The organism is Streptococcus sp. A34 (genome assembly GCF_043674115.1).
Classification (GTDB): domain Bacteria; phylum Bacillota; class Bacilli; order Lactobacillales; family Streptococcaceae; genus Streptococcus; species Streptococcus suis_V.
On the sequence record NZ_JBIMJM010000027.1, the window covers coordinates 1 to 16002 of the forward strand.

Annotated in this window: 12 protein-coding genes and 1 pseudogene; 4 read left to right on the forward strand and 9 right to left on the reverse strand. The window is 45.7% G+C overall.

Going from position 1 to position 16002, the window contains the following annotated elements; genetic code table 11:
• Positions 1-135: 135 nt before the first annotated feature.
• Positions 136-1059 (reverse strand): 1-phosphofructokinase family hexose kinase, encoded by a 924-nt coding sequence (locus ACHBGV_RS07425; RefSeq protein ID WP_394733056.1) that lies wholly within the window; start codon positions 1057-1059, stop codon positions 136-138.
• A gap of 103 nt (positions 1060-1162) precedes the next feature.
• Positions 1163-2227 (reverse strand): DNA polymerase IV, encoded by a 1065-nt coding sequence (gene dinB / locus ACHBGV_RS07430; RefSeq protein ID WP_394736014.1) that lies wholly within the window; start codon positions 2225-2227, stop codon positions 1163-1165.
• Positions 2228-2502: 275 nt separating this feature from the next.
• On the opposite strand from dinB, the gene pflB reads away from it, so the two are divergent.
• Complete coding sequence (pflB, locus tag ACHBGV_RS07435) at positions 2503-4851, forward strand: formate C-acetyltransferase (RefSeq protein ID WP_394736015.1); 2349 nt, start codon at positions 2503-2505, stop codon at positions 4849-4851.
• Positions 4852-5006: 155 nt separating this feature from the next.
• Here pflB and ACHBGV_RS07440 read toward each other — a convergent pair.
• The 5 genes and pseudogenes from ACHBGV_RS07440 to ACHBGV_RS07460 all read right to left on the reverse strand — a co-directional run.
• Positions 5007-5612, reverse strand: a pseudogene (locus ACHBGV_RS07440) (Fic family protein); the annotation flags it as partial.
• Positions 5613-5773: 161 nt separating this feature from the next.
• Positions 5774-6994, reverse strand: a complete 1221-nt coding sequence (locus tag ACHBGV_RS07445; RefSeq protein WP_394736016.1) for an MFS transporter — start codon at positions 6992-6994, stop codon at positions 5774-5776.
• 236 nt (positions 6995-7230) lie between these two features.
• On the reverse strand, positions 7231-7773 hold the full coding sequence (locus ACHBGV_RS07450; protein WP_394736028.1) for a DUF1697 domain-containing protein: 543 nt from the start codon (positions 7771-7773) through the stop codon (positions 7231-7233).
• The gene (locus ACHBGV_RS07455; protein ID WP_394736017.1) at positions 7767-8708 is read right to left on the reverse strand and encodes a serine hydrolase domain-containing protein; all 942 of its coding nucleotides are present in this window, start codon (positions 8706-8708) and stop codon (positions 7767-7769) included. Before ACHBGV_RS07455 ends, ACHBGV_RS07450 begins: the two co-directional genes overlap by 7 nt.
• Positions 8705-9445, reverse strand: coding sequence for a CppA family protein (locus ACHBGV_RS07460; RefSeq protein WP_238140692.1), 741 nt, complete (start codon positions 9443-9445; stop codon positions 8705-8707). The genes ACHBGV_RS07455 and ACHBGV_RS07460 overlap by 4 nt, the downstream gene beginning before the upstream one ends.
• Positions 9446-9616: 171 nt before the next feature.
• Between ACHBGV_RS07460 and ACHBGV_RS07465 the strand changes: the two genes are divergently transcribed.
• Positions 9617-11887, forward strand: coding sequence for a Xaa-Pro dipeptidyl-peptidase (locus tag ACHBGV_RS07465; protein ID WP_394736018.1), 2271 nt, complete (start codon positions 9617-9619; stop codon positions 11885-11887).
• 43 nt (positions 11888-11930) lie between these two features.
• On the opposite strand, the gene ACHBGV_RS07470 is transcribed toward ACHBGV_RS07465, so the two are convergent.
• Positions 11931-13100, reverse strand: coding sequence for an SIS domain-containing protein (locus ACHBGV_RS07470; protein WP_394736019.1), 1170 nt, complete (start codon positions 13098-13100; stop codon positions 11931-11933).
• Positions 13101-13274: 174 nt separating this feature from the next.
• Here ACHBGV_RS07470 and ACHBGV_RS07475 point away from each other — a divergent pair, with 174 nt between their 5' ends.
• Positions 13275-13574, forward strand: coding sequence for a YbaB/EbfC family nucleoid-associated protein (locus ACHBGV_RS07475; RefSeq protein ID WP_125266523.1), 300 nt, complete (start codon positions 13275-13277; stop codon positions 13572-13574).
• A gap of 14 nt (positions 13575-13588) precedes the next feature.
• Positions 13589-14125 carry a GNAT family N-acetyltransferase gene (locus ACHBGV_RS07480; protein ID WP_238140691.1) on the forward strand — a complete coding sequence of 179 codons (537 nt, stop codon included), beginning with the start codon at positions 13589-13591 and terminating at the stop codon, positions 14123-14125.
• Between the two features lie 89 nt (positions 14126-14214).
• Here ACHBGV_RS07480 and ACHBGV_RS07485 read toward each other — a convergent pair whose 3' ends face one another.
• Positions 14215-15972, reverse strand: coding sequence for a glycerophosphoryl diester phosphodiesterase membrane domain-containing protein (locus ACHBGV_RS07485; RefSeq protein ID WP_394736020.1), 1758 nt, complete (start codon positions 15970-15972; stop codon positions 14215-14217).
• Positions 15973-16002: the final 30 nt, after the last annotated feature.

The window sequence follows — 16002 nt, forward strand, 5'->3', positions numbered from 1 at the left end:
ACCCTAAAAAATGCTTGGACTACAAGTCGCCAAGTGAATTTCTTTTGGGTGGCTAACTTCAACTTGAAATTTGGGTTCTGAAAATTTTTAACATAAAGCAAAGCATCCCCGTTTCCGAGGATGCGATAAGGAATACTAGACTAATTCTTCAAATTGAACTTCTGCTAAGATTTCTGCGAATTGCTCTGGCGCAACTTCTGGGAAATAATTGAGGCAGTTGGCAGTTGCATAGGCAGCAGCCTCCTTGAGGAAGATTTCTGGCTCTTGGTTTTGGCTGATCCCCTTGACAAGGAGACCCAGATAGAAATCTCCAGCTGCAATTGGATTTTTAGCCTCTTTCTTAGGGGATTGGATACGGAAAAAGCGTTGACCGATTTTGGCCAGACTTCCCTTGCTGCCCAGGGTCACGATAAGATTTTCGTGAGGAGTCACTTCTTTGAGGATACGCAGTACATCTTCTGGGTCATGTTCATCCAACTCTGGATAGATGTCCTTGAGCTCCTCATTGTTAATTTTAATCAGGGCTGGACGAGCCTCGTAAGCGGCACGAAGGGCTGCACTACTGGTATCCACAATGGTGCGGACCGCAGGGAATTTTTCAATAAACCGCTGGATATAATCATCCGGCATCCCCTTCATCAGACTGCCTGAAAAGACCAAGGTATCACCTGGTTGCAGGCTTTCCTCGATTTGCTTAGTAAATTGATCCAGAAGTTCTACAGTCAATTCCAGGCCTTTTTCATAAAAGAGAACCACATCCCCTGTCGATGTTTCAACGTAGATATTGCAGGTGCGGGTGTTTTGCCCAGACTGAACCACCTTGAGGGCATTGCCCTTGTCAGCATTGAGCTCCTCGATGTAGCGACCAATCGCTCCACCTAAAATAGTATGGATAACATAGTCCGTCTGGCCGTTTTCCTTGAGGGCATAGGCCACATTGAAACTCTTGCCACCTGGATAATCCCGGACTTCAAAGGGACGTAGGGGAATATTTTTCTCAATAGCCTCAACCAAGAGGGTTCGGTCAAGAGCAGGGTTGGGACAGACAAGATGAATCATAGCAATCTCCTTTTTTGATGTGATGTTCTATGATTATTATAACAAATATGTTGATATATGGTTGAAAAAATTATAAAAAGAAACCAGAAATTTTCTGATTTCCCTATTTGAAATTGGTAACGGTCACACCCAGCAAACGAATGCCCTTTTCTGGCTGGCCGACTTCTTCAAAGATTTGTCGGACTTCCTTCTCAATCCTATCGGCCTGGTCAGTCGCCTCCGAAAAACTATGGCGCTTGGTCAGGGTCGAAAAATCTCCGTAGCGGATTTTGAGGACAATGGTCCGTCCTTTTTTCTGGTGCTTGGTCAGACTAACCGCCACCTTCTGACAGAGCTTACCCAACTCTTGCAGAGCATCCTCTTCACGATAGAGCAACTTGCGGTAGGTCCGCTCCTTACCGATAGACTTGCGGATGCGATTGGTTTTTACGGGTGAATTGGAAATACCCCTGGCCTTGCGGTAGAGATCAAAGCCGAAGCGACCGAAAGTGTCAATCAAAGTCATCTCCGATACATCTAACAAATCTGCCCCAGTATAGACTCCCATCTGATGCAGTTTTTCGACGGTCTTCTTACCAACTCCGTGAAATTTCTCGACAGGGAGACTGGCCAAAACCGGCACCGCATCCTCCGGCTTAATCAGGGTCAATCCATGCGGCTTTTCCATGTCCGAGGCGATTTTAGCCAGAAATTTATTGTAGGAGACGCCAGCTGATGCCGTCAGGTGTAGCTCCTTCCAGATATCGTACTGGATGAGTTTGGCAATCTTGACAGCCGAAGTGATGCCCAGCTTATTTTCCGTCACATCCAGATAGGCCTCATCGATGGACATGGGCTCGACTAAATCCGTATAGCGGTGGAAAATTTCGCGGACCTGGAGACCAATTTCCTGGTATTTATCATAGTTCCCTGAAATGAAAACCGCCTGGGGACAGCGTTCATAAGCTTCTTTGGAGGACATAGCCGAATGAATTCCAAAGGCACGCGCCTCATAACTACAGGTGGACACCACCCCCCGACCACCAGACAGTCTCGGATCCGCCCCAATGATAACCGGCTTGCCCTTGAGACTGGGATTGTCCCGCACCTCAATAGCAGCGAAAAAAGCATCCATGTCTACATGAATAATTTTTCTAGATAAATCATTGATTAGAGGAAAAATTAACATGAACACTCCTTTCTGGTGAAATCTATTTTCAACCATTATACCCCTTTCCGCACAATATTTCATCACAATCGATTTTTTCACAAAGAATTTTATTATAACAACACATAAAATCATATTTCTTGCCAAACACTTACAATCCGCATACTCAGGCGTTTTCTGAAATATTCCGAAACAACTTTCACAAACTTTCATTGATTTTTGCCTTGAAGAAAGCGTTTTATAGTGTTATAATAATCACAAGCATATTATTTGCAAAAACTCAAAGGAGAACCCTCATGTCAATAAAAGTAAAAACTAAAAACGTTACTGAAGACATTTTCGCCCAAGCCTGGGAAGGCTTCAAAGGTACCGACTGGCAAGATAAGGCTAGTGTAACTCGTTTCGTACAAGCCAACTACACGCCATATGATGGTGATGAAAGCTTCCTTGCAGGCCCAACTGAGCGTTCACTGCATATTAAAAAAATTATCGAGGAGACAAAAGCAGGCTACGAAGACACTCGTTTCCCTATGGATATCGACCGTGCAACTTCTATTGCTGATATTGGTCCTGGCTTCATCGATAAAGAAAATGAGCTCATCTTTGGTATCCAAAATGATGAACTCTTCAAGCTTAACTTCATGCCAAGAGGCGGTATCCGTATGGCTGAGACTACTCTCATCGAAAACGGCTACACTCCAGATCCACTCTTGCATGAAATTTACACCAAACACGCAACCACTGTAAACGACGGTATCTTCCGCGCCTATACAGCTAACATCCGCCGCGCCCGCCACTCACACCACGTTTCTGGTCTGCCAGATGCTTATTCTCGTGGTCGTATCATCGGTATGTACGCACGTTTGGCACTTTACGGGGCTGACTACCTCATGGAAGAAAAGGTAGCCGACTGGAATGCTATCACTGAGATTGATGAAGAATCCATCCGTCTCCGCGAAGAAATCAACATGCAGTATCAAGCTCTCCAACAAGTTGTTCGCTTGGGTGACCACTACGGCGTTGACGTCCGTAAACCAGCCATGAACACCAAGGAAGCTATCCAGTGGACCAACATCGCCTTCATGGCAGTATGTCGTGTCATCAACGGTGCTGCAACTTCCCTCGGTCGTGTACCAATCGTTCTTGATATCTATGCAGAACGTGACTTGGCTCGCGGAACATTTACAGAATCAGAAATCCAAGAATTTGTTGACGATTTCGTATTGAAACTTCGTACCGTTAAATTTGCTCGTACAAAATCATTCGACGAAATCTACTCTGGTGACCCTACCTTCTTGACAACTTCTATGGCAGGTATGGGTAACGACGGTCGCCACCGTGTTACCAAGATGGACTACCGTTTCCTCAACACGCTTGACAATATCGGCAACTCGCCAGAACCAAACTTGACCGTTCTCTGGTCTGACAAATTGCCGTATGCCTTCCGTCGCTACTGTATGGCTATGAGCCACAAGCACTCTTCTATCCAATACGAAGGTGTAACAACCATGGCCAAAGACGGCTACGGCGAAATGTCTTGTATCTCTTGCTGTGTGTCACCACTTGACCCAGAAAGCGAAGACAAACGCCACAACATCCAGTACTTCGGTGCTCGTGTCAACGTTTTGAAAGGTCTTCTTTCAAGCTGGAACGCTGGTTACGATGATGTCCACAAAGAATACAAGGTATTTGACGGTGTTGAGCCAAACCAAGAAGAAATCTTCACCTACGACCGTGTCATCAAAGACTTTGAAACTGCCCTTGACTGGTTGACAGATACCTATGTGGATGCCATGAACATCATCCACTTCATGACCGACAAGTACAACTACGAAGCAGTTCAAATGGCCTTCTTGCCAACTCACCTTCGTGCAAACATGGGCTTCGGTATCTGTGGATTTGCTAATACAGTCGACTCCTTGTCAGCTATCAAGCACGCGCAGGTTAAACCAATCCGTGACGAAGATGGCTTTATCTATGACTATGAAGTAATCGGTGACTTCCCACGCTACGGTGAGGATGATGACCGTGTAGATGATATTGCTAAATGGCTCATGGAAGCATTCTATACTCGTCTTGCAAGCAAGAAACTCTATAAGAATGCGGAAGCTGCCGTGTCTATCTTGACTATCACTTCAAACGTTGCCTACTCTAAACAAACTGGTAACTCGCCAGTTCACCGTGGGGTATTCCTCAACGAAGATGGCTCAGTCAACACTTCTAAAGTAGAATTCTTCCCACCAGGTGCCAACCCAACTTCTAAAGCTCGTGGTGGTTGGTTGCAAAACTTGAACACCCTTTCTAAATTGGACTTCAACCATGCCAACGACGGTATCTCATTGACCACTCAAGTTTCTCCAAAAGCGCTTGGTAAGACCTTCGATGAGCAAGTAACAAACTTGGTGACAATCCTTGACGGTTACTTCGAACAAGGGGGTCAGCACGTTAACTTGAACGTTATGGACTTGAACGACGTTTATGAGAAAATCATGGCTGGTGAGGACGTTATCGTTCGTATCTCTGGATACTGCGTAAACACTAAATACCTCACTAAAGAGCAAAAAATGGAATTGACCCAACGTGTCTTCCACGAAGTTCTCTCAATGGACGACCACGCAGCTGAAGTTTCAGGTGTGAATGCTTAATCAAAACAAACTGAAAAGGACTTGCAATGCAGGTCCTTTTTTGCTGTATAAGAATTTTTCTTCTGAAGAATCAACGGGCTCCCTTGATAATTATTCGTTTCCGTCACCGCATCATTAAGAAGATACTACCGAGCCATAGGCACTCCTTATTCTTTCTAGCAACTATTCCACATGATTGAGAGATAGGAGAGATAGGATAGATAGGTAGATAAATACATATCTAATCTCTCATTCAAATAAGGGGCAAACAAATCTTCCATTGCTGACAAACTTCCTTTGGCATGAAAGTCATCAAAGGCCTTGTAGTAAGCTAGTCGATCTGAGAATTTTATATCAATCGGAGGGTAGGCAGCCTTCATCAGCTCCAGGTTAACCAAAAACTGACCCGTCCGACCATTCCCATCAATAAAGGGATGAATACTTTCAAAGGCGATGTGAAAACGAGCCATCTTGGTCACAATGTCTTCCTGACTTTGAGCATAGTTCGCCAGCCATTGCTCCATAAAAGGCTGGGCAGGTTTATTTGCAGCTCCCATGATACGTACCGACACTTTTCGATAGAGGCCCCTATCGTCTTTTTTATCCGATAATACCAGATAGTGAATATCCTTCACGACCTGCTCCGTCAAGGGAGTACCCTCTGCCACCAGGGTCTGCACATACTCAAAAGCTTCCCTGTGACCAATGGTCTCAAGATGATCTTTCAAATGTTTCTGGTCAATGGTCAAACCGCGCAAGACCATATCTGTCTCACGGAGGGTCGGAAGGATAGGCGAAAAACGGAAGGATAGGGAGAGGATTTTCGGAAGGATAGGGATAACATAACAACTTTGATAGAATGACAGATCATCAAAATCAGACTGAAATCGGTAGTATAGTGACTCTAAAAATCAATCACATTCAGCAACCAAATTCTCTTCATCTACTGAAATTGGCTATACCGTTCTTTCTTCAAATTTTGAATGGAGAGCATGGCTACAAAGCTAATTAGGTAAAGACTAGATAGAAAGACCATGACAGTAGCTGGGCTGGAAGCATCCAGAATCATACCGATAATGACAGAGGAGAAGCCTCCTACTGCCCGACCGACGTTTAGGATAACGTTATTGGCTGTAGAGCGGATGTGATGTGGATAAAGTCGGGTAATCATAGCACCATAGCCTGCGAACATCCCATTTACAAAGAAACCAACAATCATACCACCCAGAATCATAGTCACTTGGGAATTGGCAAACTGGAAGAGATAGACACAGACGGCCGAGGCAAGGAGAAAGGCACTGTAAACTGGCTGAGGACCAAATTTATCCAGGATATGGCCAAAAACCAGCATACCGATACACATGCCAAGAATGGTAGTGACCATCCACAAAGAAGAATCTTTGACACTAATATTTAGACTGGTTTGAATAATGGTCGGCAACCAATTCATCATACCGAAGTAGCCTGCGATTTGCACCGTTGTCATAACTATCAATGCCAGTGTCTGGACTGTCAAAGCAGGCGTTTTAAACAATTGACTAACATGAGCGACTTCCGTATCTTCCTTGTCCTGGCCTGGAGAATGGTCTAAGATGGCATCATCTTTTATAGCCACTTGCATCCATAAGACCAGAAGGAGAGGCAAGAGTCCAAAAAGGAAGAGCCCCTTCCAGCCTAAACTTGGAGCCAACCAGCCTGCCAAGAGAGCCGAGCTGATAGAACCAATCTGGCCTGCGATACCATTGAGGGAAGAAATTCGTCCCATCTTTTCCTTGGGGACAATACCTGCCATAATAGCAATAGCGACACCATACTCACCACCGACCCCGATGCCGGCAATAAAACGCATGAGGTAAAGGTAAGGCAGGCTATTGGTAAAGTAGATGAGTCCCGTGGCAACTGCAAAGATGACAATGGTCCACTTGAAAACCTTAAATTTATTGTAGCGGTCAGCAAGGACACCGAATACTAGTCCACCCAGTAGCATACCCAGATTGGTGATGGTCGCAATCCAGCCAGCCTGGGCTCCAGAAATGCCCAGCTCTGCTATGATATTAGCCATAGAAAATGACAGGAACATGACATTTAAATCGTCTGTTCCAGAAGCCACAATGGCCGCCGCTAAGGCACGTTGATTATTTTTATCGAGTTTCAAACCCAACATAGACAATTCTCCTTTTCAATGGTGGCTCACAGACCACCTTTATTAAAAATTGAGAAAAGCTCAAACAAAAACAGGAACTACCGTCCCTGCTCTTAAAAGTGCATTAAAATAATGTGGAAAAATACCTTTCCATCTCTCATTGATTCACTTTTATGCCTCACAGGACACAGTTAAAGCTATTAACAATTTTTACCAGTCTACTAAAAAAGCGACTAGCTGTCAACTAATTGTATGCATTACTTATTCAGATAAGGCCCCAATTTCTCAAAAGTCTTATCATTTCGGATGGTCAATTGCTTGTAAAAGGGAGAACCAGCTAATTTTTTATGATAGGCCGTACCATGGTAGCCTGCCTCAGAAGTCACCGCCCAATAAATAGCCCGGTCCGCCAGCTGGAAAATCTCAGCTCCTAGCACAAGGTCTGCCAAATAGTTTTTCAATTTGTCAAACTCAAGTTTCTCTGTAAAGAAGAGAACATTCTTTCGGAAATAATCTTCCTGCCACCAAGCTGGTAATTGGGCTAGCTCCGCCCCGTAATCTTCTTCGCTCAGAAGAGCAAAGGTCTCAACAAAAGGATAATTCGCCGCAAAAAACTGGTCAAAGTCCGCCACGATATCCGCTCTGCTATGGGCCGATGAGAAAAACAAATTCCCAGAATTGATATAGGTCTCAACATCTGTGTAGCCCAAATCAACCACCTGCTGGCGGAGCTCCGCCATGACGATTTTATTGCGACCGCCGACATTGATGCCCCGCAGTAACAAGACATATCTCACGATACTTCCTCCTCCAAAACCTGTTTTATCAATTTCATGACCTGATTGCGATCCAGCTTCCACTGAGCCCGCTCGTCCTTATCGTAGGTCCGATTAGACAGGAAAATAGCCGCCAGCTGCAAGGGACGATTGTACATGATAAAGGTGCCTGTATAGCCTGTGTGAGACAACCAGTTCCCCTTCTTATCCCAGGCTAGCGACCGCTTGCGCTTGTCGTCAAAGCCATAATCCTGGGTCAAATCTGCTGCAAAGTCCGCCGTCAAATACTGGTTCAAAAAGATTTCTAGGTCCTTGACCGTCGAAAAAAGACCAGCACTTCCAGCATGTCCCCCCAAGACACGCGCCTTAGGATCATGCACCACACCTGCCTTGACACCACGCACCGTCGGTACCGCCTGACTGACTGGTCCATAAGAGGTTTGGGACATGCCAAAGGGCTCTAGAACACCTCGTCTGATTAGCTGATCCAGACTAGCTCCACCCAGTTCTTCCAGCAAAAAGCCCAGCAGAAGAAAATTGATATCTGTATAGAGAAAATCTTTTTTATCCGTCACCCTAATCTTCAAAATAGCTTCTTTTAATTGGTCCGCATCCAGACTATCCCGATTGGGAATAAAGGGATCGATGCCACTGGTATGGGTCAGCAATTGGCGAATGGTCACATGGCTATCCGCAAAAGCAGGCAGATAAGACTGCAGGCTCCTATCCAGCTCCAAAACTCCGCTATTGACCAAAAAAATAGCCAAGGTACCAGCACCGACGACCTTAGAAACGGAGGCCAAATCATAGGTCAGAGCCGCTACCACTGGGGTCACATGGTCCTGGGTACCCAGATAATACTCCTGCCACTGACCCTTAGAAAAAAGAGCCAGACTGGCACCAGGATAGACTCCTTGCCCAATCTGCTCTGAAATCTTGTCTAAAATTGCTTGTCTCATTTTTCAAACCACAATTCAATACCGCTTGGGTCTGTTGTTTGGATAAAGGTCGCTTTCTTGTCTTTGAAAAATGGAACGTCCAGCTTGCTCTCCAAATCAGACCAATCATAATCACTCTCTACCGAAAAACGGAGGCTGTCCAAGTCCCAGATCTCTTCTGCTGGTGTCAGTAAATCTTCACCCTCTGCCCCAACAAAACGCAAAAAGAACTGGTTGGGCAAGATAGTCTCATAAAAATCCTGGCTAACTACTGGATGAGGGCTGTTAATCCAAACAGACTCCACCTCAAAATGACTTAAACCAGCGAAATCAGCATCCCCCTTAAAAGGAACTGGTGGCAGAATAGCTGTTAAATCATCGATGCTTGCCTCACTGTGGAGCAAAAAAGTATCTCCCTCAGGCGATACTGCCTCAAAACCATAGCCATTGTGCCCCTTGTAGAGCTTGCTGTAAACCGTTCCATTAGCCAACAGAGCCTCAATTTCGTGAACCTTCTCGACCTTGATAATGATTTTATTGAGCTTCTTCAGTCCACGAACAGCCCGGCTGCGATTGCCTGGCGATTCCTGCAAAACCAGCCTAATCTCGCTGTCTTGATGACCAGCAAATTCCGCAAATGGGCCGTCTTCCAGCTTGGTTTTCATCCCCAAATTATCTTCTAGGAAGGCTTGATTAACACTTCTATTATTGACCCGCAGCACAGGTACTACGGGTTTATTTTCCCTTAACACAATCATTTCCCTCCTAATATCATTCCTAGATATTATATAGAATTTTACTTAGTTTTACAAATGATTTCCTGTAGATTTCGACATTTTTCCTTACAGAATTTCTAACTATTCTTAGACAAATTTGCCCCTTTTCCGCTATAATGGAAGGTAGATAATTTCAGAAAATAAGGAGCTCCTATGCGTTTTAATCAATTTTCATACATCCCACAAAATCGGGAAACCATTGTAAACGAACTCCATTCTATCGGCTTTACGGTCGATAGTCAAGCAGAAATAAAAGAAATCCTGGAAATCTTCGTAAGAACCTGTCATTTTCTGACAACCAACACAGACTTTACCCTGTCCAATATGATTGCAAACTGGGAGACAGACCTCTTGACCTTCTTTCAGTCGGACCGCCAAGTCACTGCGGAAGTTTTCTACCAAGTAGCCTTTCAATTGCTGGGCTTTGTGCCAAACTTTGACTATACTGATGTTGCAGCTTTTGCCGAGAAAACCAATTTCCCAATTGTCTTTGGCGACATCATTGAAAATCTCTATCAGCTGCTCAATGCGCGCACCAAGTCAGGCAATACCTTGATTGACCAGCTGGTAGCGGATGATTTGATTCCTGAAGATAATGCGTATCATTTCTTCAATGGCAAAGCCCTTGCGACCTTCTCGACCAAGAATCTAATTCGCGAGGTCGTCTATGTCGAAACGCCTGTGGACACAGCAGGAACTGGGCAGACGGACATTGTCAAGGTTTCTATTTTACGTCCTCACCACGAGGGGGGCATTCCCGCTATCATTACCAATAGCCCTTATCACCAAGGAACCAATGATGTCGCAAGCGATAAGGCTCTTCACAAAATGGAAACGGAGCTGGCTAAAAAGACTCCCGGCAAAATTGAGGTGGGCACACCAAGCTACAAGACCCTTGAACTAGACCAGCGTGACTTGCCGACAAGCCCAGCGACTGAAAAACTGGGACATATCGGCTCTTATTCACTCAATGACTACTTCCTATCACGCGGTTTTGCCAGCCTCCACGTCTCTGGTGTCGGCACACTGGGTTCTACAGGCTACATGACGTCTGGTGACTACCAGCAGGTCGAGGGGTACAAGGCAGTGATTGATTGGCTGAACGGCCGCACTAAAGCCTACACAGACCACACGCGCACCGTGCAGGTCAAGGCTGATTGGGCCAATGGTAAGGTAGCGACGACGGGACTGTCTTATCTCGGTACCATGTCCAATGCTTTGGCAACAACTGGCGTGGACGGACTGGAAGTCATCATCGCAGAAGCGGGGATCTCCTCTTGGTATGATTACTACCGTGAAAACGGGCTGGTGACCAGCCCTGGTGGTTATCCAGGAGAGGACTTGGATAGCTTGACCGCTCTGACCTACTCGAAAAGTCTGCAAGCAGGCGACTTCCTCCGCAGTAAAGAAGATTACGAAAAAGGACTGGCGGCAGAACGTACTGCCCTGGACCGCACCAGTGGCGACTACAACCAGTATTGGCAGGACCGCAATTATTTACTCAATGCCGACAAAGTCAAGTGTGAGGTCGTCTTTACCCACGGCTCACAGGATTGGAATGTCAAGCCTATTCATGTCTGGAATATGTTCCACGCTCTGCCAGACCACATTAACAAGCACCTCTTTTTCCACAATGGTGCCCACGTTTACATCAATAATTGGCAATCCATTGATTTCCGTGAAAGCATGAACGCCCTGCTCAGCCAAAAACTCCTTGGCCACGACAATGCCTACCAACTTCCGACCGTCATTTGGCAGGAAAATACTGGCGAGCAAAGCTGGACCACACTGGAAACCTTTGGCGGAGACCAGCAAATCAGCTTGGGTCTGGGACAGGCTGAGGCAGCTATTCAAAACAACTATGATGAGGAAACCTTTGCTAAATACGGCAAATCCTATCCAAGTTTCCACCAAGACTTGTTTGCGGACAAGGCCAATCAGATTACGGTGGACATTGAACTGGACCAAGATGTCCAGCTCAACGGTAGAGCCTGCTTAGAACTCCGTGTCAAATCCAATCTAGCCAAAGGGCTCTTGTCTGCCCAGTTATTGGACTTTGGACCAGCAAAACGCCTGGCACCAATCCCAGTACCGCTGGCTCGCCTCAGCTTAGACAACGGTCGCTACCACGCTCAGGAAAATTTGACCGAATTGCCATTCAAAGAAAGCCCACAACGAGTCATCACCAAAGGCTATCTTAACCTGCAAAATCGCTGTGACTTGATGACCGTTGAGTCCGTCACACCAGATGAGTGGATGAACCTGACCTGGGAACTCCAGCCAACCATTTACAAGCTGAAAAAAGGCGATAAACTCCGCCTGGTCCTCTATACGACCGACTTTGAAATCACCGTGCGCGACAACACAGACTATCGCATCACAGTGGACTTGGCACAGTCCAAGCTACATTTACCGCATGCATAAACCAGAAAACGAGCTGCCCACCGCAACTCGTTTTTTTTACTGCCTATTTTTCTAAAGGATGAATAATCACACCTTGCACTACACGGTTTACGGTGCCTGTTGGGGATGGTGTATCTGGTAAGTTCTTACACTTGATGGCTGCCATGATAGACACTGTCTGTGCAAAGATGATGTAAGGGAAGGTCAAGAAGACATCTGGCAGGTCTGCTCCGCCCTCTGCGAGGACGAAATTTGGTGCCTCAGTGCCTTCCAATTTCGATGCAGAAAGGGCAACAATTCGCTCTGCTATTGCATCTCCATGCACCTCATTCAAGAGGTCCACATCGTACTGACGTGTATAAGCATCATTTGAGACAAATTGGAAAATCAAGGTCTTGTCGTTGATAAAGGATTTTGGTCCATGACGGAAACCGAGCGGAGACTCGTACATGGTCGCAATCTTACCAGCGGTCAATTCCAAAATCTTCAGCTGAGCCTCGTGGGCAACCCCGTAGAAACCGCCTGCTCCCAGGTAAATCACGCGCTCAAAATCCAGATCAATAATCCCTTGGATGAAGTCCTCACGGTCCAAGACATCCTGGCCAAGGCGAGCTATGGTGTCGACCCACGCGGCTTTTTCTTCTTGGCTAGCTGGTGAGAAGACAAGCAGAGCAGTCAAGGACATACAGCTGTATGAGCCTGTCATGGCAAAGCCCTTATCGTTTGAACCCGCAGGCTGTAAGAGCAAGAGATTGTCCGCATCCCCTTCGGCTGCCAGAGCCAATTTGCCCTCTGGTGCACAGGTAATAGTCACTTGGTAAAGCTGATCAACCAATTGCTTGGCAACTTCTACTGCTGCCACACTTTCTGGTGAATTACCTGAACGGGCAAAGGATACCAAAATAGTTGGCACATCTGCCTGTAAATAGTCATGTGGACGACCAACCAATTCTACCGTACCAATGGCTGAGAAGCGAATGCGTTTCAAGTCATTGACATTATTGAGGTAGTTGGCGATGCTCTGACCAACGAAGTCAGATGTCCCTGCCCCTGTCAAAATGACATGGACAAAATCATGTTTCTCCTTGATGTCAGCCACAAAGCGCTCTATGACTTCAAGCTTATCGAGATAGAGCTGGTAGGCCTCGCGCCAGAGTCCAGGCTGTTGGAAAATCTCACCCGCTGTAATATGGGCACCCAACTTTTCAAGTTCTTCTTTTGCTAAACGGAACATAGGTCCTCCTTGTTTTATCTGGTTATAACCAGTTTTTCTTTTATTATAAGCGATTTTTTCCACAAAGTCAACTTAAAGTAGGTTAATATTTTAATTTTCTCTAACTTTTTTCCTACTCAATTCGGCGCTTTTCATGCTATAATACTTTCAGAATACTTTTGGAGGAAATACACTATGATGAATATGCAACAAATGATGAAACAGGCCCAGAAATTGCAAAAGCAAATGGAGCAAAGCCAGGCTGAACTGGCTGCAACCCAGTTTACAGGCACTTCTGCACAAGACTTGGTCACCGCAACTTTGACAGGCGACAAGAAATTGGTTGCCATCGACTTCAAACCTGAAGTTGTTGACGCTGACGACATCGAAACCTTGCAGGATATGACCATTCAGGCGGTTAATGCAGCGCTGGAACAAATTGATGAGGCAACTAAGAAGAAACTCGGTGCCTTCGCAGGGAAATTGCCATTTTAGAAAGGAGCACTCCCGTGTCCAACCTAGAACTCCTCCCTCTTACAGAGCAAGCACTCCGAACTATTTGGAAAATAGGATTCTCTGACGAAAAACCCTACTGGAAAGAGTTCGCTGCACCCTATTTCGATGACTATCAGGCTTATAAAGACTTCACCAATTTCCAAGAATCACCGCGCTATCCTTGGTTCCAAACAGAAGAAGTTCGAGGCATCTTGGTAGATGGAGAGCCAATCGGAATGGTTAGTTATTATTGGGAAAATCAAGCCACACGCTGGCTAGAAGTTGGTATCGAAATCTATAATGAGAACCAATGGGGAAAAGGATTCGCAACCCTAGCCCTCCAGAAATGGATTCGTCAGATTTTCACAAGCATGCCAGAACTGGAACACATCGGACTGACCACCTGGTCTGGTAATCCTGGCATGATGCGGGTAGCTGAAAAGATTGGCATGCGAAAAGAAGGACAGATTCGCAAGGTTCGCTACTGGCAGGGTTACTACTATGACTCTGTCAAATACGGCATTCTCAGAGAAGAATGGCACAACTCCTAGGCTAGTATGAAGCTCTCAAAACTTACTTTCGATGGGAATTCCTTCCCATTTCACATTAAAAACGTGGGTTCCATCCGAACTCACGTTTTTTACAATCCATATAACAAAGACTCGACCTGCAAGAGGAACAAATCTGCATAGCGAGTGGTTGACCGCAGACTGTCTTCAACCCTCTGCAAGCTCTCAAGCTGGTCGGTGATAATCCCATCCACCTGAAGCATAGCCATTCGTGTCATTTCGTCCTCATCATTGGGCGTCCAGACATAGACCGACTTGCCGCGTAACCAAGACTTCATCATGAAATTTTGGTCCAGAGAAGTATATTCCATGGTGTAGCCATCCGCTACTGTCTGAGGATAGATACTGTTAAAGGGCAAAATCAGATAGGTTTTTAGCTGGGGCAGAACCTTCTCGATTTCTACAATGATTTGATAATCTAGCGAATGAAACTGATGCCCCTTGGCCAAGAGGCGTTTCCCATATTTTTTAACAAAATTCTTAGCTAAATCAGGACTATCTTGCTTGGTCTCCTTGATTTCGACCAGGAGTTTCTGACCCAATTGGTCTGCCTTATCCAGATAGGCATCGAAGGACGGAACTGGTGCAGACTGACCGTTTTCCGAGGCGGTCATGGAGGTCAACTCCTGCAAGCTATAATCGTGCGTACCTCCGGTATTTCCCGTCAAGGCCAACAAATTCGTATCATGCATGACGACAAACTGACCGTCCTTGGTCTCCTGAATGTCCATCTCCACAAAATCCGGCCTGAGTTGGGCAGTTAACTCCAGAGATTCAAGGGTATTTTGGACACCATTTTCATCATCCACACCTCGGTGAGAAATGGTCACTGGCATGCTTTCAAAGGGATAATAAAGGCTGAGAGCCCCGTCCAAACCAAAGAGTAAGGCAGAGCTTACCACAATCAGCAAACGGAGGCGGTGACGCAGGCGCTTTCGTCGGTAGCTTGGTAAATGCTGACCAGTCAAGAGAGTCACAAACTTGGTCATAAACATGGCAATAGCCCCATAGTAGGTCAGCCTGAAGAGGATGAAGCTCAGCAAGGCCAGGGGATAGGCCAGGGAAGGCAGAGTCTTGTCCACCAAAAGCTGGAACAGATAGAGGGTGAGCCCAACACCAAGTATAACCAGACCAGGCAAAGTCATTGTCCACAAGAGGCGGGCGTAGGCTGCCAACTGCTGCCACCCCCGGGTTTGATGCCAGGAATGAGCTACTGATTCCTTGACCCCACGGTGTTCAAAATAAATCTTAGGTATAGCATACATGAGCCTAGCAGATAACCAAGAAAAGACCAACAAACTTAGAGCAATCACTAAGGCTACAAGATTGTTCTTTTCAAGATAATCCAACACAAACTGAGGAATGACTAGCTTATTAAAATAATAAATATTCAAAATCCTACGCAAAAAGGGCAATAACACCGTTGCATAGCATAGGAGAAAGCTAATTTTAGGGAGACTGGTATGGCTGATAATCCCCACCATATCCCGTCCAACATCCTTAATATAATCTCTCAAATGCTTGACCCGATTGTCCAACAACTGCCTAACCCCAGTAAAGATGAGGGCAATTTCCAGATAGGCAACCAAGATATTTAGAATGATCAGCAGAGCAAAAAGAACAGTAACAAAAAGATTGCTAGATAGGACTTGGAGGACATTTGTTGGAGATAGGTAGGCATGGCCTGTCAGCGACAGAAGAAATTCTGCCAACCAGGAATTGAGCGGAATCCATACAAACTCCATAACAGTAAAGGAGACAAAAAACAAGAGCAGGATTTTATCCAGATTATAATAAACCTTTTGAAATTCACGACGTATTCTATCCATAGACCTAGTGTCCCATAATTCAAGGAATTT

Coding starts and splice junctions, on each gene's coding strand:
- ACHBGV_RS07470 (WP_394736019.1), bottom strand. CDS start 13,100: ATGTTCCGTTTAGCAAAAGAAGAACTTGAAAAGTTGGGTGCCCATATT.
- ACHBGV_RS07445 (WP_394736016.1), bottom strand. CDS start 6,994: ATGTTGGGTTTGAAACTCGATAAAAATAATCAACGTGCCTTAGCGGCG.
- ACHBGV_RS07455 (WP_394736017.1), bottom strand. CDS start 8,708: ATGAGACAAGCAATTTTAGACAAGATTTCAGAGCAGATTGGGCAAGGA.
- dinB (WP_394736014.1), bottom strand. CDS start 2,227: ATGTTAATTTTTCCTCTAATCAATGATTTATCTAGAAAAATTATTCAT.
- ACHBGV_RS07485 (WP_394736020.1), bottom strand. CDS start 15,972: ATGGATAGAATACGTCGTGAATTTCAAAAGGTTTATTATAATCTGGAT.
- ACHBGV_RS07465 (WP_394736018.1), top strand. CDS start 9,617: ATGCGTTTTAATCAATTTTCATACATCCCACAAAATCGGGAAACCATT.
- ACHBGV_RS07425 (WP_394733056.1), bottom strand. CDS start 1,059: ATGATTCATCTTGTCTGTCCCAACCCTGCTCTTGACCGAACCCTCTTG.
- ACHBGV_RS07475 (WP_125266523.1), top strand. CDS start 13,275: ATGATGAATATGCAACAAATGATGAAACAGGCCCAGAAATTGCAAAAG.
- ACHBGV_RS07460 (WP_238140692.1), bottom strand. CDS start 9,445: ATGATTGTGTTAAGGGAAAATAAACCCGTAGTACCTGTGCTGCGGGTC.
- pflB (WP_394736015.1), top strand. CDS start 2,503: ATGTCAATAAAAGTAAAAACTAAAAACGTTACTGAAGACATTTTCGCC.